The sequence below is a fragment of the Nocardioides marmorisolisilvae genome (assembly GCF_003725775.1).
Taxonomy (GTDB): Bacteria; Actinomycetota; Actinomycetes; order Propionibacteriales; family Nocardioidaceae; genus Marmoricola; species Marmoricola marmorisolisilvae.
Genome location: NZ_RJSG01000001.1, coordinates 334292 through 350076, shown reverse-complemented (window position 1 = coordinate 350076; position 15785 = coordinate 334292). Strand labels below are relative to the sequence as shown.

The following is a 15785-nucleotide window of genomic DNA, read 5'->3' as shown; positions in this document are numbered from 1 at the left end:
GGTCAGGTCGCAGCACCTACGGTCGGCGACCATGACGTCTCGAGTGTTCCGCGCGCCGAAGGTGCCTGAGGTCTTCCTGCTCTTCTGGGTGGTCAAGCTGCTCACGACCGCGATCGGTGAGTCCGGTGCCGACTTCCTGGGCACGGTCAGCATCCCGCTGGCCGCACTGGTCGGCATCGGCGGCTTCTTCCTCGCGCTGCGGTACCAGCTGAAGGCGGAGACGTACCACCCGGTGCGCTACTGGGTGACGGTGCTGATGGTCGCGCTGTTCGGCACGATGATCGCGGACGGCCCGCACGTCGCCCTCGGGACGCCGTACTACGTCGACTCGGTCCTCTACTTCCTCGCGCTCTGCGGTCTGCTGACCTGGTGGAAGCGCAGCGAGGGCACCCTGTCGGTGCACTCGATCACCACCGCCCGTCGCGAGCGCTTCTACTGGGGCACCGTGCTGCTCACCTTCGGGCTCGGTACGGCGCTCGGTGACACCACCGCGATCAACATCGGCCTGGGCTTCGACTGGTCGATCGTGCTCTTCGGAGTGGCCATTCTGGTGCCGCTGGTCCTGTGGCGCCGCGGTCTGGACGCCACCGTCGCCTTCTGGGGTTCCTACGTGCTGACCCGCCCGCTGGGCGCGTCGGTCGCCGACTACCTCGGCAAGCCGCCGCACGCCGGTGGCCTGAACTGGGGCGACGGCGTGGTCACCGGACTCGGCCTGCTGCTCTTCGCCGGCTTCGTCACCTACCTGACGCTGACCCACAGCGACGAGGAGGGCGCCCACGCGGCCCACAAGAGCCACCTCGACGAGGCCGAGATCGACCTACTGCTTGACGGCGACGCCGTCGGGATCGACGAGCGGCCGTCGTGACGTCCTGATCGGGTAGATCCGTCCGCCGACGTTCACCTCGAACTCGCCGTCCTCGAAGTCCCAGAGCAGCGCCAGCCCCACGGCCGCACCAACGGTCGCACCCCAGGCGGCCGAGGTGACCTGGCCTGCGGGACGGCCCTCGCGGAGGACCAGTTCGCCACCCCAGAGCATGGGGTCTGGGTCCTCCAACGCGAAGGAGACGAGTCTCCTTCGGGCTCCCTCGGTCCGGGCCCTCCCCAGAGCGGCCCGGCCGAGGAAGTCGAGGTCGGTGCCGAGCTTGCAGGTGAACAGCAAGCCCGCCTCCAACGGGTTGAGGTCCGGGTTGATGTCACGCGGGAACGCCCGGTACCCCTTCTCGAGTCGTAGGGAGTCGATCGCGTAGTAGCCGCCGGGCATCACCCCGAGGCCGGCACCGTGCTTCATCAACGCGTCGTACACGTCGGACGCCACGGCTGACGGCACGTACAGCTCCCAGCCGAGCTCGCCGACGTAGGTGATCCGGGTGGCGCGCAGCGTCGTACCGGCCAGGGTGATCTCGCGGCTGGTGCCGAACGGGAAGTCGACCAGGTCGGCCTCGGTCAGGCGGGAGAGCAGGTCGCGCGACCGCGGCCCCATCACCCCGAAGACGGCGTAGTCGTCGGTCACGTCGGCGATGACCGTCCTCGATCCGGCGGGAAGGTTGCGGCGCACGTGGTCCTGGTCGCGCTCGGTGGTGGCTGCGCTGCTGACGACGAAGTACTCCTCCGCGCTGATCCGGGTCACGGTCACGTCGGACTCGTAGGTGCCACGTGAGTTGAGGATCCCGGTGTAGACGGTGCGACCGGGCTCGACCGCGACGTCGCCGGTGCACAGCCACTGCAGGGCGGCCTCGGCGTCGGGACCGGTGACGCGGTACTTGGAGAACGAGGTCTGGTCGAAGACGGTGACGTTCTCGCGGGTGTTGCGGTGCTCGGCGCTCGACCACTCCAGCCAGACCGGCTTGCCCCAGGTGTAGCCGAGGGCTGGGATGGCATCGGAGGGGGCGAACACCAGCGGTCGCTCCCAGCCCATCTTGGTGCCGAAGACCGCGCCCGCCCCCGCCGTCGCGTCGTACGCCGGGGAGGTGCGCAGCGGCCGGGCCGAGGACATCTCCCGGTTGGGCCACGGGATCTCGTAGTGGAGTCCGAGGACCTCGCCGACCCGCTCGCGCAGCCAGCCGTTGTCGCCGTTGAACGGGGCGAAGCGTCGGATGTCGACGGCGGTCAGGTCGCTCGGCGCCTCGCCGCCCACGATCCACTCGGCCAGCGCACGGCCGGCCCCGCCGGCACTGGCGATGCCGACCGAGTTGAAGCCCGCGCCGACGTAGAAGTTGCGCACCTCGGGGGCCGCACCGAGCAGGAACTGGTTGTCCGGGGTGAAGCTCTCCGGTCCGTTGTAGAACTTCCGGACGCCGGTCTCCGCCAGCACGGGGATGCGCAGGATCGCCTGGTCCATGAGGAACGAGAAGTGCTCCCAGTCCTCCTCGAGCAGCTGGAACTCGAAGGGGTAGGGGATCTCGTCCGGGGAGACCCACGGCTTCGCCTCGGGCTCGAAACCGCCGACCACCAGGCCGCCGGTCTCCTCCTTGAAGTAGGTGTAGCCGTCGGGGTCGCGCAGGATCGGCAGCCCCGGCACGATCCCGGCGAACGGCTCGGTGACGACGTAGAAGTGCTCCGCGGAGTGCAGCGGCACGTTGACGCCGGCCATCGCGCCGACCTGCTTGGCCCACTGCCCGGCGCAGTTCACGACGACCTCGGCCTCGACGTCGCCCTGGTCCGTCCGTACGCCGACCGCGGTGCCATCGGTGACCAGGACGTCGAGCACCCGGACCTTCTCGACGATGGTGGCGCCACCCATCCGGGCGCCCTTGGCCAGCGCCTGGGTCAGGTCGGTCGGGTCGGCGCGGCCGTCGTCGGGGAGCCAGATCGCCCCGGCGAGGTCCTCGGTCGCGATCACCGGGAACCGGTCCAGCGCCTGTGCCGGGGTGAGCAGCTCGCAGTCGAGCCCGTAGGCGTCGGCGTTGGCCGCGGTCCGGCGCAGCTGGGTCATCCGGTCCTGGCTGCGCGCGACCGTGACCCCGCCGCAGCGCCGGTACCCGGTGGACAGTCCGGTCTCCGCCTCGAGCCGCTCGTAGAGCGCGGTCGAGTACTGCACCAGCCGGGTCCCGCTCTCCGAGGCGCGGAGCTGGCCGACCAGACCGGCGGCGTGCCAGGTGGTGCCGGAGGAGAGCCGGCCCTGCTCGAGCAGCAGCACGTCGGTCCAGCCGAGCTTCGTCAGGTGGTACGCGACGCTGGTGCCGATCACGCCGCCGCCGACGATGACGACCTGCGCGCGCTGGGGAAGCTCAGCCATCGACGACCTCTCCGAGAAGACGGTCGAAGGACGGGTCCTCGAACGTGGCCGCGGCCCGCTCGAAGCGCTCGAGCCCCCAGGACCAGAAGTCGAAGTCGAGGTCGCTGGTCGCGGACTGGATGAAGCCCCACAACGACCAGCCGTAGGCGCTGCACAGCGCCTGCAACCGTACGCGGGCGCGATCGGCCGGGGTCGGGTCGCCGAAGTACGCCTCGGTCCACGCCTCGGTGAGCTCGGCGCTGAACTGGCACTCGTTGGCGGTGTTGCCGAGCTCGAAGCAGGCGTCGTTGTTGCCGGAGTACTCGTAGTCGATCAGCCAGACCTTGGTGCCGTCGTCGATGAAGTTCGCGGCGAGCAGGTCGTTGTTGCACGGCACCGTCGGCCGGGGCTGGGCGGCCAGCGCGAGTTGCACCTCGGTCCAGTCCTCGGCGTAGGCGTCGTACGACGAGGGCAGCCGGTAGCCGCGCTCCTTGATGGTCGCCAGGTAGCCGGCCTGGCGGGCGAACATGTCGAAGTCGTTCACGAAGCGCGGACCTTCGTGCAGGGCCCGCACCGCCGTCGCCGCGCGGGTGAGCACGTCGGTGTCGGAGAAGTCGGCGTCGACCAGCGCGTGCCCGGGCAGGAACCCGATGGCCAGCATGTGCAGGTCCTCGCGGTACTCCAGCACCGGAGCGCCGACCCCGGCCTCGGCCGCCGCGGCGGTGTTGCGGTGCTCGGCGTCGCGGTCGATGTCGAGCAGACCGGGGTCGTTGCCGGAGCAGCGGACGACCAGGTCGAGCGGCGGGTCGACCTCGTCGGTGCTCTGCACCCGGACGTTCACGTTGGTCAGTCCGCCGGGCAGATCGGTGACCGTGAACGACCTGCCCGCCAGGACGGCCAGACGGTCGAGGGGGAGATCCGCCACGCGACCGTCCTTTCCGTCGAGGTGCTTGTTAAAGGTCTAAGGTCATGCCATTGTCAGCATAGTGTGACTCGGACCACACCTGGCAAGAGCGGTCCCCCGGCGAAAGAGGAACGTGTCATGGCTGTCACCGAAGACCCGAACCTGGACGCGGACGCGAAGCGCCTCGCAGAGCTTGGCTACAGCCAGGACCTGTCGCGCAGCTGGTCCGGCTTCTCGAACTTCGCGATCTCCTTCTCGATCATCTCGATCCTGGCCGGCTGCTTCACCAACTTCGGTGTGGCCTGGTACTCCGGCGGCCCGGTCTCGATCTCGTGGTCGTGGCCGATCGTCTCGATCTTCATCCTGATCATCGGGTTCACGATGTCCGAGCTGGTCTCGGCGTACCCGACCTCGGGTGGCATCTACTGGTGGGCCTCCAAGCTCGGCGGAGCGCGCGCGGGGTTCTACACCGGCTGGCTCAACCTGGTCGGCCTGGTCGCGGTGACGGCGGGTGTGGCCTACGGCTGCGCCACCTTCATCGACCTGACCCTGGACACCTGGTCCACGTCGTGGAGTGACAACTACTCGTTGACCCGGGTCTTCATCATCTTCGTGATCGTGCTCCTGATCGCCGCGGTGCTGAACATCTTCAGCGGTCACCTGATGGCGATCCTCAACAACATCTCGGTGTGGTGGCACGTGGCCGGTGCGACGGCGATCGTGGCGATCCTGCTGATCGTCCCGGACACCCACCAGGACTTCGGCTACGTGTTCGCGCACCGGATCAGTGCCGGCGGCTACGGGCACGGGACGTCGAGCTCGTTCTTCTTCTTCGTCGTGATCCCGATGGGCTTCCTGCTGACGCAGTACACGATCACCGGCTTCGACGCCTGCGCGCACCTGTCCGAGGAGACCAAGAGCGCCTCGATGGGCGCGGCCAAGGGCATCTGGCAGTCGATCCTGTACTCGGCGGTCGGCGGCTACATCCTGCTGCTCTGTGTCGTGTTCGCCGTCCCGAACATGGCGAACGGCAAGCCGAACGACGCTCTCGGCAATGCTGGTGTCCAGCCGATCTTCGTCGCCGCGATGGGGACGAACTGGGCCGGCACGGTTCTGTTCATCTCTGCGGCCGGTCAGCTGTTCTGCGCGGTCTCGTGCATGACCTCGGCCTCGCGGATGACCTACGCCTTCAGCCGTGACGGTGCGGTGCCGGGTCACCGGCGCTGGTCGCAGCTCTCGGCCAACAAGGTTCCGGCGAACGCAGTGATGCTGGTCGGCGTGCTTGCGATGCTGCTGACCCTGCCGGCGCTCATCAAGGTCGACGTCGGCGGCGTGCCGCTCCCGATCGCCTTCTTCGCGGTCACCTCGATCGCGGTGCTCGGGTTGTACCTGTCGTTCGCGATCCCGATCTGGCTGCGCTACCGGCACGGCGAGAACTTCGAGGCCGGCGAGTGGAACAACGGGTCGAAGTACAAGTGGATGAATCCGGTCGCCGTGGCTGAGATCGTCATCGTCTCGATCTACCTGATGCTCCCGAACGTCAACACCGGCAACCCGTTCGACGACAACTTCACCTGGAAGTCGGTGAACTACTCGCCGATCGTGCTGGTCGCGGTTCTCGTGGGCATCACGATCTGGTGGCAGGTCTCCGCCAAGAACTGGTTCAAGGGCCCGATCCGCACGGTGGACGAGCCCGGCGCCGGAGTTCCCACGTCGACCTAGGCTCGAAAACATGAATGCGGTCAACAAGGCCCGGGGGACAGCCTCGGACCGCCTCGGGAACGTCGTACTGCGGCCCGTCCGCGGACACCACGCCTTCGAGGGCTGCGTCGAGCAGCTCGCGACGGCGATCCGGCTCGGCGCGTTCTCCTACGGTGCGGCGCTGCCGCCCGAGCGGGAGCTCGCCGAGCGGATGGGGGTGTCCCGGGCAACGCTGCGGGAGGCGATCGCAGGCTTGCGCACGGCGGGGATGGTGCGCACGACACGGGGGCGCGGCGGCGGAACGGTGGTCTCCTACCGGCCCGCCATCCCGGCGCTCGGCGGTTCCCCGGGGATCGCCGATCGCCGGGAGCAGCTGCTCGACTCGCTCGTCTACAGGCGGGTGGTCGAGCCGGGGGCGTGCTACGTCGCCGCCGGCCGGAAGCTGAGCGCCACCGAGAAGATGCTGCTGACGACCTCGCTCGCCGAGGTCGACGCGGCCGAGGACCCGGCCACCCACCGGCAGGCCGACTCGCGACTGCACCTGGCCATCGCGAGCGTGACGGCCTCGCCGATGACCATCGAGGCGGTGACCGAGGTGCAGGCCTGCCTGCACGACATGCTCCAGGCGATCCCGGTCCTCGAGGTCAACATCGACCACTCCAGCCGCCAGCACCGCGCCATCGTCGAGGCGATCATCGCCGGCGACGCGACCAAGGCGCGGCGGGCGATGGAGCAGCACTGCGACGACACCGCTGCGCTGCTGCGCGGCCTGCTGGGTTAAGGAGCACCATGACGCGCAACGACAGGCACCTCTCACTGGACGCGCTGCGGGCGGCGGTCGCCGACGGCAGCGTCGACACCGTGGTGGTCGCCTTCACCGACATGCAGGGACGGCTCCAGGGCAAGCGGCTGCACGGGCAGTACTTCCTCGACGTCGTCGTCGAGCACGGCACCGAGGGCTGCAACTACCTGCTCGGCGTCGACATCGACATGAACACCGTCGGCGGCTACGCGATCACCTCCTGGGAGCGCGGGTACGGCGACATGGAGTTCGTCCTGGACCTCGACACCCTCCGGGTGCTCAGCCACCTGCCCGCGACCGCGATGGTGCAGTGCGACCTGGTGTGGCCCGACCACCGTCCGGTGGTGCAGTCGCCCCGCGGGATCCTCAAGGCACAGCTGGAACGGGCGCGCGAGCTGGGCTTCACCGCCCTGGCGGGGACCGAGCTGGAGTTCATCCTCTTCGAGGACACCTACGAGGAGGCGTCGTACGCGCACTACCATGACCTGACGCCGGCCAACCAGTACAACGTCGACTACTCGATCCTCGGTGGCACCCGGATCGAGCCGGTCATCCGCGACATCCGCAACCACATGTACGCCGCCGGGATGAACGTCGAGGGCTCCAAGGGCGAGTGCAACTTCGGTCAGCACGAGATCGGGTTCCTCTACGACGAGGCGCTGGTCACCGCCGACAACCACGCCGTCTACAAGACCGCTGCCAAGGAGATCGCGGCCGCGCACGGCAAGTCGCTGACCTTCATGGCCAAGTACAACGAGCGCGAGGGCAACTCCTGCCACATCCACCTGTCGCTGCGCGGACTCGACGGCGGACTGGTCTTCTGGGACGAGGGCGCCGGCACCCGCAGCGCGCTGTACGACCACTTCGTCGCCGGTGTGCTCGCCACGATGACCGAGCTGACGCTGCTCTACGCCCCGAACATCAACTCCTACAAGCGCTTCGCCGACGGCTCGTTCGCGCCGACCACGATCGCCTGGGGCGAGGACAACCGGACCTGTGCGGTGCGGCTGGTCGGTCGCGGCGCCGGCGCGCGGATGGAGAACCGGGTTCCGGGCGGTGACGTGAATCCCTACCTGGCGCTGGCCGCGATGCTCGCCGGTGGCCTGCACGGCATCGAGAACGAGCTCGAGCTCGAGCCGGCGCTGGAGGGCAACGCGTACGCCGCCACCGGTCGCGGCAAGGTGCCGGGGTCCCTGCGCGACGCCCGGGAGGCCTTCGTATCCTCGGCGGTCGCACGCAAGGCGTTCGGCGACGAGGTCGTCGACCACTACACGAACATGGCCGACGTCGAGCTGGCCGCGTTCGGTGCCGCCGTCACCGACTGGGAGCTCAAGCGGAGCTTCGAGCGGATGTAGTGCCTTGTTCGTCGAGCTTGTCGAGACGTCGCAACCCGAAAGAGAGAGATGAGCAGCTTCACTGTCATCAACCCGGCCACCGGCCAGGCGTTGACCGACGTACCCGAGGCCTCCCGGGAGGAGGCCGACGCCGCGATCGCGCGAGCCGCCGAGGCCTTTCCGGCCTGGCGCGACGTCGCACCCGGCGAGCGGGCCCGGCTGCTGCGGTCCTTCGCCGCGGTCGTGGATGCGCACCTCGAGGAGCTCGCCCTGCTCGAGGTCGCGAACTCGGGTCACACGATCGGCAACGCGCGCTGGGAGGCGGGCAACGTCCGTGACTGCCTGAACTACTACTCCGCGGCACCGGAGCGACTCTTCGGCCGGCAGATCCCGGTCGCCGGAGGAGTCGACCTGACCTTCCACGAGCCGCTCGGCGTGGTCGGGATCATCGTCCCCTGGAACTTCCCGATGCCGATCGCGGGCTGGGGCTTCGCGCCGGCGCTGGCGGCCGGCAACACCGTGGTGCTCAAGCCCGCCGAGATCACGCCGCTGACCGCGATCCGCCTGGCCGAGCTGGCGCTGGAGGCCGGGCTGCCTGAGCACGTCTTCACAGTGATCCCCGGCAAGGGCTCGGTCGTCGGCGACCGGTTCGTCACCCACCCGGCCGTTCGCAAGGTCTGCTTCACCGGCTCGACCGAGGTCGGCAAGCAGATCATGCGCGGCTGCGCCGACCAGGTGAAGCGGGTGACCCTCGAGCTCGGCGGCAAGAGCGCGAACATCGTCTTCGCCGACGCCGACGTCGCGAAGGCGGCCGCCACCGCGCCGTACGCGGTCTTCGACAACGCCGGCCAGGACTGCTGCGCCCGGTCGCGGATCCTGGTCCAGCGCTCGGCGTACGACGAGTTCATGGCGGGCCTGGAGACCTCGGTCAAGGCGCTGAAGGTGATCGACCCGTCCGACCCGGCCAGCGAGATGGGGCCGATGGTCTCGGCGAAGCAGCAGGAGTCGGTGCAGGCCTACCTCGACGCCATCACGCCGGCCTTCACCGGCAGCATGCCGGCGGGCACGGATGGCTTCTGGTTGCCGCCGACAGTGGTGGAGGCGCACGACACCGCGATGCCGGTCTGGCGCGAGGAGGTGTTCGGCCCGCTGGTCGCGGTGATGCCGTTCGACGACGAGGCCGACGCGATCCGGCTGGCCAACGACACCGAGTACGGGCTCTCCGGCTCGATCTTCACCCGCGACGTCGGTCGTGCGCTGCGGGTCGCGCGCGGGGTCGAGTCCGGCAACCTGTCGGTCAACTCGCACTCATCGGTTCGCTACTGGACGCCGTTCGGCGGCTACAAGCAGTCCGGCCTCGGCCGGGAACTCGGTCCGGACGCACCCAACGCGTTCACCGAGGAGAAGAACGTCTTCATCGCTCAGGACTAGAGGGGGATCACCACCATGCCCGGACCACGTCTCGAAGGCCGCACCGCCGTCATCACCGGCGGCTGCTCCGGTATCGGACTCGCCACCGTCAAGCGCTTCCTCGAGGAGGGCGCGAACGTCGTCATCGGCGACCTCGACGACGCGCGGGGAGCCGAGCTCGCAGCAGAGCTCGGCGTCACCTACGTGCACACGAACGTGACCAGCAAGGACGAGGTCGACGCGCTGTTCAAGACGGCCAAGGACACCTACGGGTCCGTCGACATCGCCTTCAACAATGCGGGCATCAGCCCCCCGGAGGACGACTCGATCCTGGACACCGACCTGGACGCCTGGCGCAAGGTCCAGGAGGTCAACCTGACCAGCGTCTACCTGTGCTGCAAGGCCGCGCTGCCCTACATGCTCGAGCAGGGCAAGGGCTCGATCATCAACACGGCATCGTTCGTCGCGGTGATGGGTGCGGCCACCTCGCAGATCTCCTACTCCGCCTCCAAGGGCGGCGTGCTGTCGATGACCCGCGAGCTCGGCGTGCAGTTCGCCCGCCAGGGGGTGCGGGTCAACGCGCTCTGCCCCGGACCGGTGAACACGCCGCTGCTGCAGGAGCTGTTCGCCAAGGACGAGGAGCGCGCCGCCCGTCGTCTGGTGCACGTGCCGATGGGTCGCTTCGGTGAGCCCGAGGAGATGGCGAACGCGGTGCTGTTCCTGGCCTCGGACGAGTCCTCGTTCATGACCGCCAACACCTTCCTGGTCGACGGCGGCATCTCCGGCGCCTACGTCACGCCGCTCTGATCGTCACGCCATGACCCGTCCGCTGATCGGCCTGAGCACGTACCGGGAGCAGGCACGCTGGGGTGTCTGGGACCAGCCCGCAGACCTGCTGCCGAGCGACTACGCGCTCGCGGTCGAAGCCGCCGGTGGGACGCCGGTGCTGCTCCCGCCCTCGCTCCCGTACGCCGAGTCCGCAGCGGCTGTGGTCACCCGGCTGGACGGCCTGGTGATCAGCGGGGGAGCCGACGTCGATCCGGCGCGCTACGGCGAGGACGCGCTGCCGACGACCTTCCGCCCGCGACCGGACCGGGACGCCTGGGAGTGGGCGCTCCTCGATGCGGCGTACGGGCGTGACCTGCCGGTGCTCGGGGTGTGCCGGGGCATGCAGGTGATGGCCGTGCACGCGGGCGGGACGCTGGACCAGCACGTGCCGGACCTGATCGGCACCGAGACGCACGACCCCGGGGGCGACACCTTCGGCGACACCACGGTGCGAGTCGCCCCCGGGAGTCGGCTCGAGACTGTTCTCGGCGGTGCCGAGCCGGTGGCCTGCCACCACCACCAGTCGGTGCGCGAGCACCCCGGCTTCACCGCGGTCGCCTGGGCCGACGACGGGTTGCTCGAGGCGATGGAGGCACCGGGGGACACCCTGCGGATCGCGGTGCAGTGGCACCCCGAGGTCCGCGCCGACCGGGGTCTGTTCAAGGCCCTGGTCGAGGCAGCGTCCTAGCGGATCGTCCCGACGCCCGGGATCAGCGGCAGGTCGAGCGCGGTGACCCAGCCGGCCGGAAGGTCGTTGACCGCGGGCACGGCGTTGAGCGCGCGCAGGCCGGTGGCCAGGCAGCCGGCGACGGCGGGCGCACGACCCGAGCCGTCGGTGAACCGGAACGCCGTCTCCTGCGAGATCGACGGCGACCCGATGATGTCGACCCGGTAGACGTCGTCGGCCGAGCCGGCCGGCCACTCCGGTGCTGCATCCAGGCCGATCCGGTTGACGTGCTCGAGGGAGATGACCTCGCGGCCCTGGTAGACGCCGTTGATGGTGAACCGGATGGCCGCCACGTTGCCGGCCTCGATGACGCCCTTGGCGGTCTTGCGGTCGGTCGGGGTGACCCACTTCTCCCAGGTCGTGGTGATGTCGTCGAGCTCGATGCCGGCAGCGTGCGCGATCATCGGCACGGTCGCACCCCAGGCCATGATCAGCAGGTCCGGGATCTCCAGCAGCGGGGTGTACTCCGGCGGACGGCCGATACCCATCTCGTCCTCGTAGTCACCCTCGTAGTCGGTGTAGTCGAGGAGCTCGGAGGCGCGCACGGACTCGACCTCGCCGCACAGTCCCATCAGGGTCAGCGGGAACAGGTCGTTGGCGAAGCCCGGGTCGATGCCGGTGGTGAAGCAGGACGCGTTGCCGGCCTCGCAGGCCTCGGTGATCGGGTCGATCCAGTTCGGCGGGTTCTGCTTCATCGTCGGCCAGACCCACGGGGTCATCGCGGTCGAGCAGACGTCGATGCCGGCGCGCAGGAAGGAGGACATGACCCGGATGTTCTCGTCGGCGTACTGGGCCGTCGGGCCGTAGTGCACCAGGGCGTCCGGCTTCAGCGCGATCAGCGCGTCGACGTCGTCGGTGGCGATCACGCCGGTCGGGTCGATGCGTGCGATCTCACCGGCGTCCTTGCCGACCTTGGCCGGGTTGCTCACGCCGACACCGACCAGCTCGAACGCCGGGCTCTTCATGATCTCGGCGATCACCATCGTCCCGACGACACCGGTTCCCCACACCACCACACGCTTCGTCATGCAGGCATTCGACCATCATTCTGCGCGCAAAACAAGAACACGTTCTAGTTCTGAAGACGTCTTCAGACCGCGGGTCAATGATCTCGTGCGTCACAGTCAGTACCTACGACGCTTGGTAACACCTACCCTTCCAGCATGGACCTGTCAGCCCGCGGCATCGCCAAGAGCGTCGTCAAGCGCGCCAACTCCTTCGGCGCCACCCCGATCAGCTCGCGCGGAGTGCTCAACCGCGCCCTCGGTCCCGGTGCGCTGAAGAAGGCCGCCGGCGGCAAGGTCGTGCTCGTCACCGGTGCCTCGACCGGCATCGGTCGCGCAGCCGCCGTGAAGCTCGCTGCAGCGGGAGCCCAGGTGCTCGTGGTCGCGCGCAGCGAGGACCTGCTCACCGAGCTCGTCCACGAGATCACGCGGGAGGGCGGCACGGCGTTCGCCTACCGCTGCGACATGACCGACCTCGAGCAGATCGACGCCCTGGTCTCGAAGGTGCTCGACCGGCACGGCCACGTCGACGTGCTCGTCAACAACGCCGGCATGTCGATCCGGCGCAAGGTGCGGCACTCGGTCGACCGGTTCCACGACTTCGAGCGCCCGATGCACCTCAACTACTTCGCCGCCGTACGACTGACGATGGGCCTGCTGCCCACGATGGTGGAGCGCGAGAACGGCCACGTCATCAACATCTCCAGCTGGGCCGCGATGCTGCACCCGGCACGGTTCTCCGGCTACACCGCGTCCAAGGCGGCGCTCGAAGCGTGGTCGGACTGCGTCCAGGGTGAGGTGCTCGACGACGGCGTCGTGTTCACCAACGTGCGGATGCCGCTGGTGCGCACCCCGATGATCACCCCGACCAAGCTCTACAGCCGGATGCCGGCGCTCAGCATGGACCAGGCGGCCGACGTCGTCTGCGACGCGGTGGTCAGCCGTTCGCGCCGGGTCACCCCGCTGGTCGCCGCGTGGGCCGCCTTCGCCGAGTCGGTCAGCCCGGGCTTCGGTGACTACCTGCGCAAGAACGCGATCTAGGTTTCGACAGGCTCAACCGGCACATCGTCGCTCAACCAGCACCTGGTCGCTCAGCCAGCGACGATGTGGAACTCGTCGTCGCGTGGTTGGGCGAGCATGACCTTGTGCTGCTCGGGCGCCCACGGGAACAGCTCGGGCTTGCCGTTCTGGCCGAGGTACCAGCTGTCGCAGCCGGTCGCCCAGACCGTGTCCGGCAGCGCGGCGTCGACCTCGCGGTAGTAGCGGTCGGTGGCCTCGGCGGTCGGCTCGGCGGTCGTGAACTCACCGCGGCGCCAGCGCTGCACCCAGTCGAGGACGTAGTTGGCCTGCGTCTCCGCGATCGCGGTCAGCGCGTAGTTGCCGACCGGTGAGTTCGGGCCCATCAGCATGAAGAAGTTCGGGAAGCCCGGGACGGCGACGGTGCGGTAAGCCCGCGGTCCGTCTGCCCAGGCGTGCTCCAGGGTGAGGCCGCCCGGGCCCACCAGGCGCATCGGCCGGACGTAGGCGTGCGCGTCGAACCCGGTCGCCAGCACGAGCACGTCGACGGGATGCTCGACGCCATCGGTGACGACTCCGGTCGGCGTGATCCGCTCGATCCGATCGGTGACCAGCTCCACGGTCGGGTCCTGGATCGCGTCGTAGTAGCCGGGCGAGATGATCAGCCGCCGGCACATCGGCTGGCTGTCCGGGGTCAGCTTCGCGCGCAGCTCGGGGTCGACGATCTTGTTCAGCTGCCGGCGGCACAGCCAGGTCAGGAACCGGCGCGTCTTGCCGGGGTGCAGCAGTGCCGGCGAGAGCGACTCGATCTGCTTGCGGGCTGCGTGGTAGCTGAACCGGTCGTACGCCGGGAAGCGGCGGTGCAGCCGACGGGTGATCGGCCTGAACTCCGGGTTGGCCAGCTGCATCACCCAGTGGGGAGTCCGCTGGAACAGGAGCAGCCGGTCCACGTTGCCGGCCAGCGCGGACAGGATCTGCACGCCGGTGGAACCGGTCCCGATCAGCCCCACGCGCTTGTCGGACAGGTCGACCGAGTGGTCCCAGCGCGCGGAGTGGAAGGCCGGCCCGGCGAACGAGTCCAGCCCCTCGATGTTCGGGTAGCGAGGGTGGTGCAGGATCCCGGTCGCCGAGACCACGAAGTCGTACTCGGCGCTCACGCCGTCGTCGGTGGTCACCGACCAGGCCGCGCCGGTCCAGCGCGTCTCGACGACCGTGGTCCCGAAGCGGACCCGGTCGGCCACGCCGGTGTCGCGGGCGACCTTCTCGAAGTAGGCGTGGATCTCCGCGCCGGGTGAGTAGCGGTGGGTCCAGTCCGGGTTCAGCGCGAACGTGAACTGGTAGAACCGCGACGGCACATCACAGGCGATCCCCGGGTAGCTGTTGTCCCGCCAGGTACCGCCGAGGTCCTGGTTCTTCTCCAGGAGCACCACGTCCCGGATCCCGGCGCGCAGCAGCAGTGCGCCCAGGCAGATCCCGGACATGCCCGCGCCGATGATCGCGATGCGGGGCTCTCTCAACGGATCACTCATCCATGGTCGGCTGGCAGGTGCTCGGCAGCGTGCGGGTGAACGGCAGCGTCTCGGTGAACGTACAGCCGTTCGTGCTGAGCGTCACCGTTCCGGTGCCGGTCGCCGAGAGCGTGTTCCCGGTGCGGGTGAAGGTGTCGAAGCCGGGCCAGTCGGTGAAGGCGAAGGTGAACTGCCACATCCGGCCGTGCTGCATCCCGGTCGTGTAGGTCCAGCTCGCCGGGTTCTCCGGGACCGCGCCGAAGAAGCCCCAGTTCGCGAGTATGTCGGCGAAGTCGCGGGTCCACACCGGGTCGGTGTGCACCCCGCAGGTGCGGCGCTCGTAGACGTCCACACCGGCGTTGCGGGCCCTGTTGGCGAACGCGTTGCTGACCATGCGGATGCCGGTCTCGGTGATCGAGTCCAGGGCGATGGACTGCTGGTTGATCGGGTCGCCGAAGCAGTTCACGCCGTTGCCCGAGGCCAGGTAGACGCGGGTGTCGGCGAGGTTGTCAACGAGGTCGGAGGTGTTGCTGGCCTTGGCGAACGTGCCGGTCGGCGAGCCCCAGATGTCCTGGTAGGTGATCAGCGGCGGAGCGTCCCCGTGGGTGACCGCGCTGCGGTCGTACCCGGCGTACGGGCCTGCCAGGACGGGCAGGCCGAAGAAGCCGATCGGGTTGCGCATGTCCGGCAGCGCCGGGGACAGGCCGGCGGCCGAGCCGAAGTAGCCGGGCAGCATCGCGGCGTACCGGAGCGTGCCCTGGCCGCCCATCGAGATGCCGGCGATCGCGTGCCAGCGGCGCCCCGGGCGCACCCGGAAGTCCTGCTCGATCAGGGTGCGCACGGTGTCGAGGTGGTAGTCGATCCAGTCCGGGCCGGGGAAGGTGCCGTTGCGGTACCAGTTCGAGTACATCCCGTAGATGCCTCCGTCGGGCATCACGATGATCGCCGGCACGTCGACCAGCGCCGTTTCGACGTGGGTCCGGGTGAGGTAGCTGGTGTAGTCGCCGTTGGCCCCGTGCAGCAGGTACAGGACGGGGTAGTCGGCGTCCGGGTGGTCGTCGTACCCGGCCGGCAGCAGCACGTTGACCTTGAGGTCGCGGGGCGAGCCGTGCACGACCCCACCGAGCTGCTGGGTGTCGACCAGCGGGCTCGGCACGTCGAGGGTGACCAGGCGGCGTACCGGTCCGTCGGCGCTCGCCGGCGCGGCGACAGGTGCGGCGACGAGCGCCGCGACGAGCAGGACGAGGGCGGCCAGGACTCTTCTCATGGGCCGACGCTAGGTCCGGCGGTCCGGCCGACGGCATGACCGGGACGAGCGGAGATGGTGACCGCGGCG

13 protein-coding genes are annotated in these 15785 nt (G+C 69.2%); 8 read left to right on the top strand and 5 right to left on the bottom strand.

What is annotated here, in order from left to right:
• Positions 1 to 31 precede the first annotated feature (31 nt).
• Positions 32 to 865 (top strand): COG4705 family protein, encoded by an 834-nt coding sequence (locus EFL95_RS01785; protein ID WP_123232338.1) that lies wholly within the window; start codon positions 32 to 34, stop codon positions 863 to 865.
• On the opposite strand, the gene EFL95_RS01780 is transcribed toward EFL95_RS01785, so the two are convergent.
• Entirely contained in the window at positions 818 to 3235 is a 2418-nt protein-coding gene (locus EFL95_RS01780) for a GcvT family protein (RefSeq protein WP_123232337.1), read from the bottom strand. The two genes, EFL95_RS01785 and EFL95_RS01780, sit on opposite strands and share 48 nt — an antisense overlap.
• Entirely contained in the window at positions 3228 to 4139 is a 912-nt protein-coding gene (locus tag EFL95_RS01775) for a choline kinase family protein (protein WP_123232336.1), read from the bottom strand. The genes EFL95_RS01780 and EFL95_RS01775 overlap by 8 nt, the downstream gene beginning before the upstream one ends.
• A 117-nt stretch (positions 4140 to 4256) precedes the next feature.
• Between EFL95_RS01775 and EFL95_RS01770 the strand changes: the two genes are divergently transcribed.
• Genes EFL95_RS01770 through EFL95_RS01745 form a run of 6 tightly spaced genes read left to right on the top strand, consistent with a single transcriptional unit; the run spans position 4257 to position 10881 of the window.
• On the top strand, positions 4257 to 5840 hold the full coding sequence (locus tag EFL95_RS01770; RefSeq protein ID WP_123232335.1) for an amino acid permease: 1584 nt from the start codon (positions 4257 to 4259) through the stop codon (positions 5838 to 5840).
• A gap of 10 nt (positions 5841 to 5850) precedes the next feature.
• Complete coding sequence (locus EFL95_RS01765; RefSeq protein WP_123232334.1) at positions 5851 to 6600, top strand: FadR/GntR family transcriptional regulator; 750 nt, start codon at positions 5851 to 5853, stop codon at positions 6598 to 6600.
• An 8-nt stretch (positions 6601 to 6608) separates the two neighbouring features.
• On the top strand, positions 6609 to 7976 hold the full coding sequence (locus EFL95_RS01760) for a glutamine synthetase family protein (RefSeq protein WP_123232333.1): 1368 nt from the start codon (positions 6609 to 6611) through the stop codon (positions 7974 to 7976).
• A 48-nt stretch (positions 7977 to 8024) separates the two neighbouring features.
• On the top strand, positions 8025 to 9386 hold the full coding sequence (locus EFL95_RS01755) for an aldehyde dehydrogenase family protein (RefSeq protein ID WP_123232332.1): 1362 nt from the start codon (positions 8025 to 8027) through the stop codon (positions 9384 to 9386).
• Between the two features lie 15 nt (positions 9387 to 9401).
• Complete coding sequence (locus EFL95_RS01750; protein ID WP_123232331.1) at positions 9402 to 10172, top strand: 3-oxoacyl-ACP reductase; 771 nt, start codon at positions 9402 to 9404, stop codon at positions 10170 to 10172.
• A gap of 10 nt (positions 10173 to 10182) precedes the next feature.
• Positions 10183 to 10881 (top strand): gamma-glutamyl-gamma-aminobutyrate hydrolase family protein, encoded by a 699-nt coding sequence (locus EFL95_RS01745; protein ID WP_123232330.1) that lies wholly within the window; start codon positions 10183 to 10185, stop codon positions 10879 to 10881.
• Here the strand turns inward: EFL95_RS01745 and EFL95_RS01740 are convergent.
• Positions 10878 to 11948, bottom strand: a complete 1071-nt coding sequence (locus EFL95_RS01740) for an NAD(P)H-dependent amine dehydrogenase family protein (protein ID WP_123232329.1) — start codon at positions 11946 to 11948, stop codon at positions 10878 to 10880. The two genes, EFL95_RS01745 and EFL95_RS01740, sit on opposite strands and share 4 nt — an antisense overlap.
• A gap of 135 nt (positions 11949 to 12083) precedes the next feature.
• On the opposite strand from EFL95_RS01740, the gene EFL95_RS01735 reads away from it, so the two are divergent.
• Positions 12084 to 12965 carry an SDR family NAD(P)-dependent oxidoreductase gene (locus EFL95_RS01735; protein ID WP_123232328.1) on the top strand — a complete coding sequence of 294 codons (882 nt, stop codon included), beginning with the start codon at positions 12084 to 12086 and terminating at the stop codon, positions 12963 to 12965.
• A 50-nt stretch (positions 12966 to 13015) separates the two neighbouring features.
• Here the strand turns inward: EFL95_RS01735 and EFL95_RS01730 are convergent, their stop codons facing one another.
• Both EFL95_RS01730 and EFL95_RS01725 read right to left on the bottom strand, forming a co-directional pair.
• Positions 13016 to 14458 (bottom strand): flavin-containing monooxygenase, encoded by a 1443-nt coding sequence (locus EFL95_RS01730; protein WP_221176285.1) that lies wholly within the window; start codon positions 14456 to 14458, stop codon positions 13016 to 13018.
• A 4-nt stretch (positions 14459 to 14462) separates the two neighbouring features.
• A complete protein-coding gene (locus EFL95_RS01725) occupies positions 14463 to 15716 on the bottom strand; it encodes an alpha/beta hydrolase (RefSeq protein ID WP_123232326.1) in 1254 nt (417 codons plus the stop codon).
• Between the last annotated feature and the right edge of the window lie 69 nt (positions 15717 to 15785).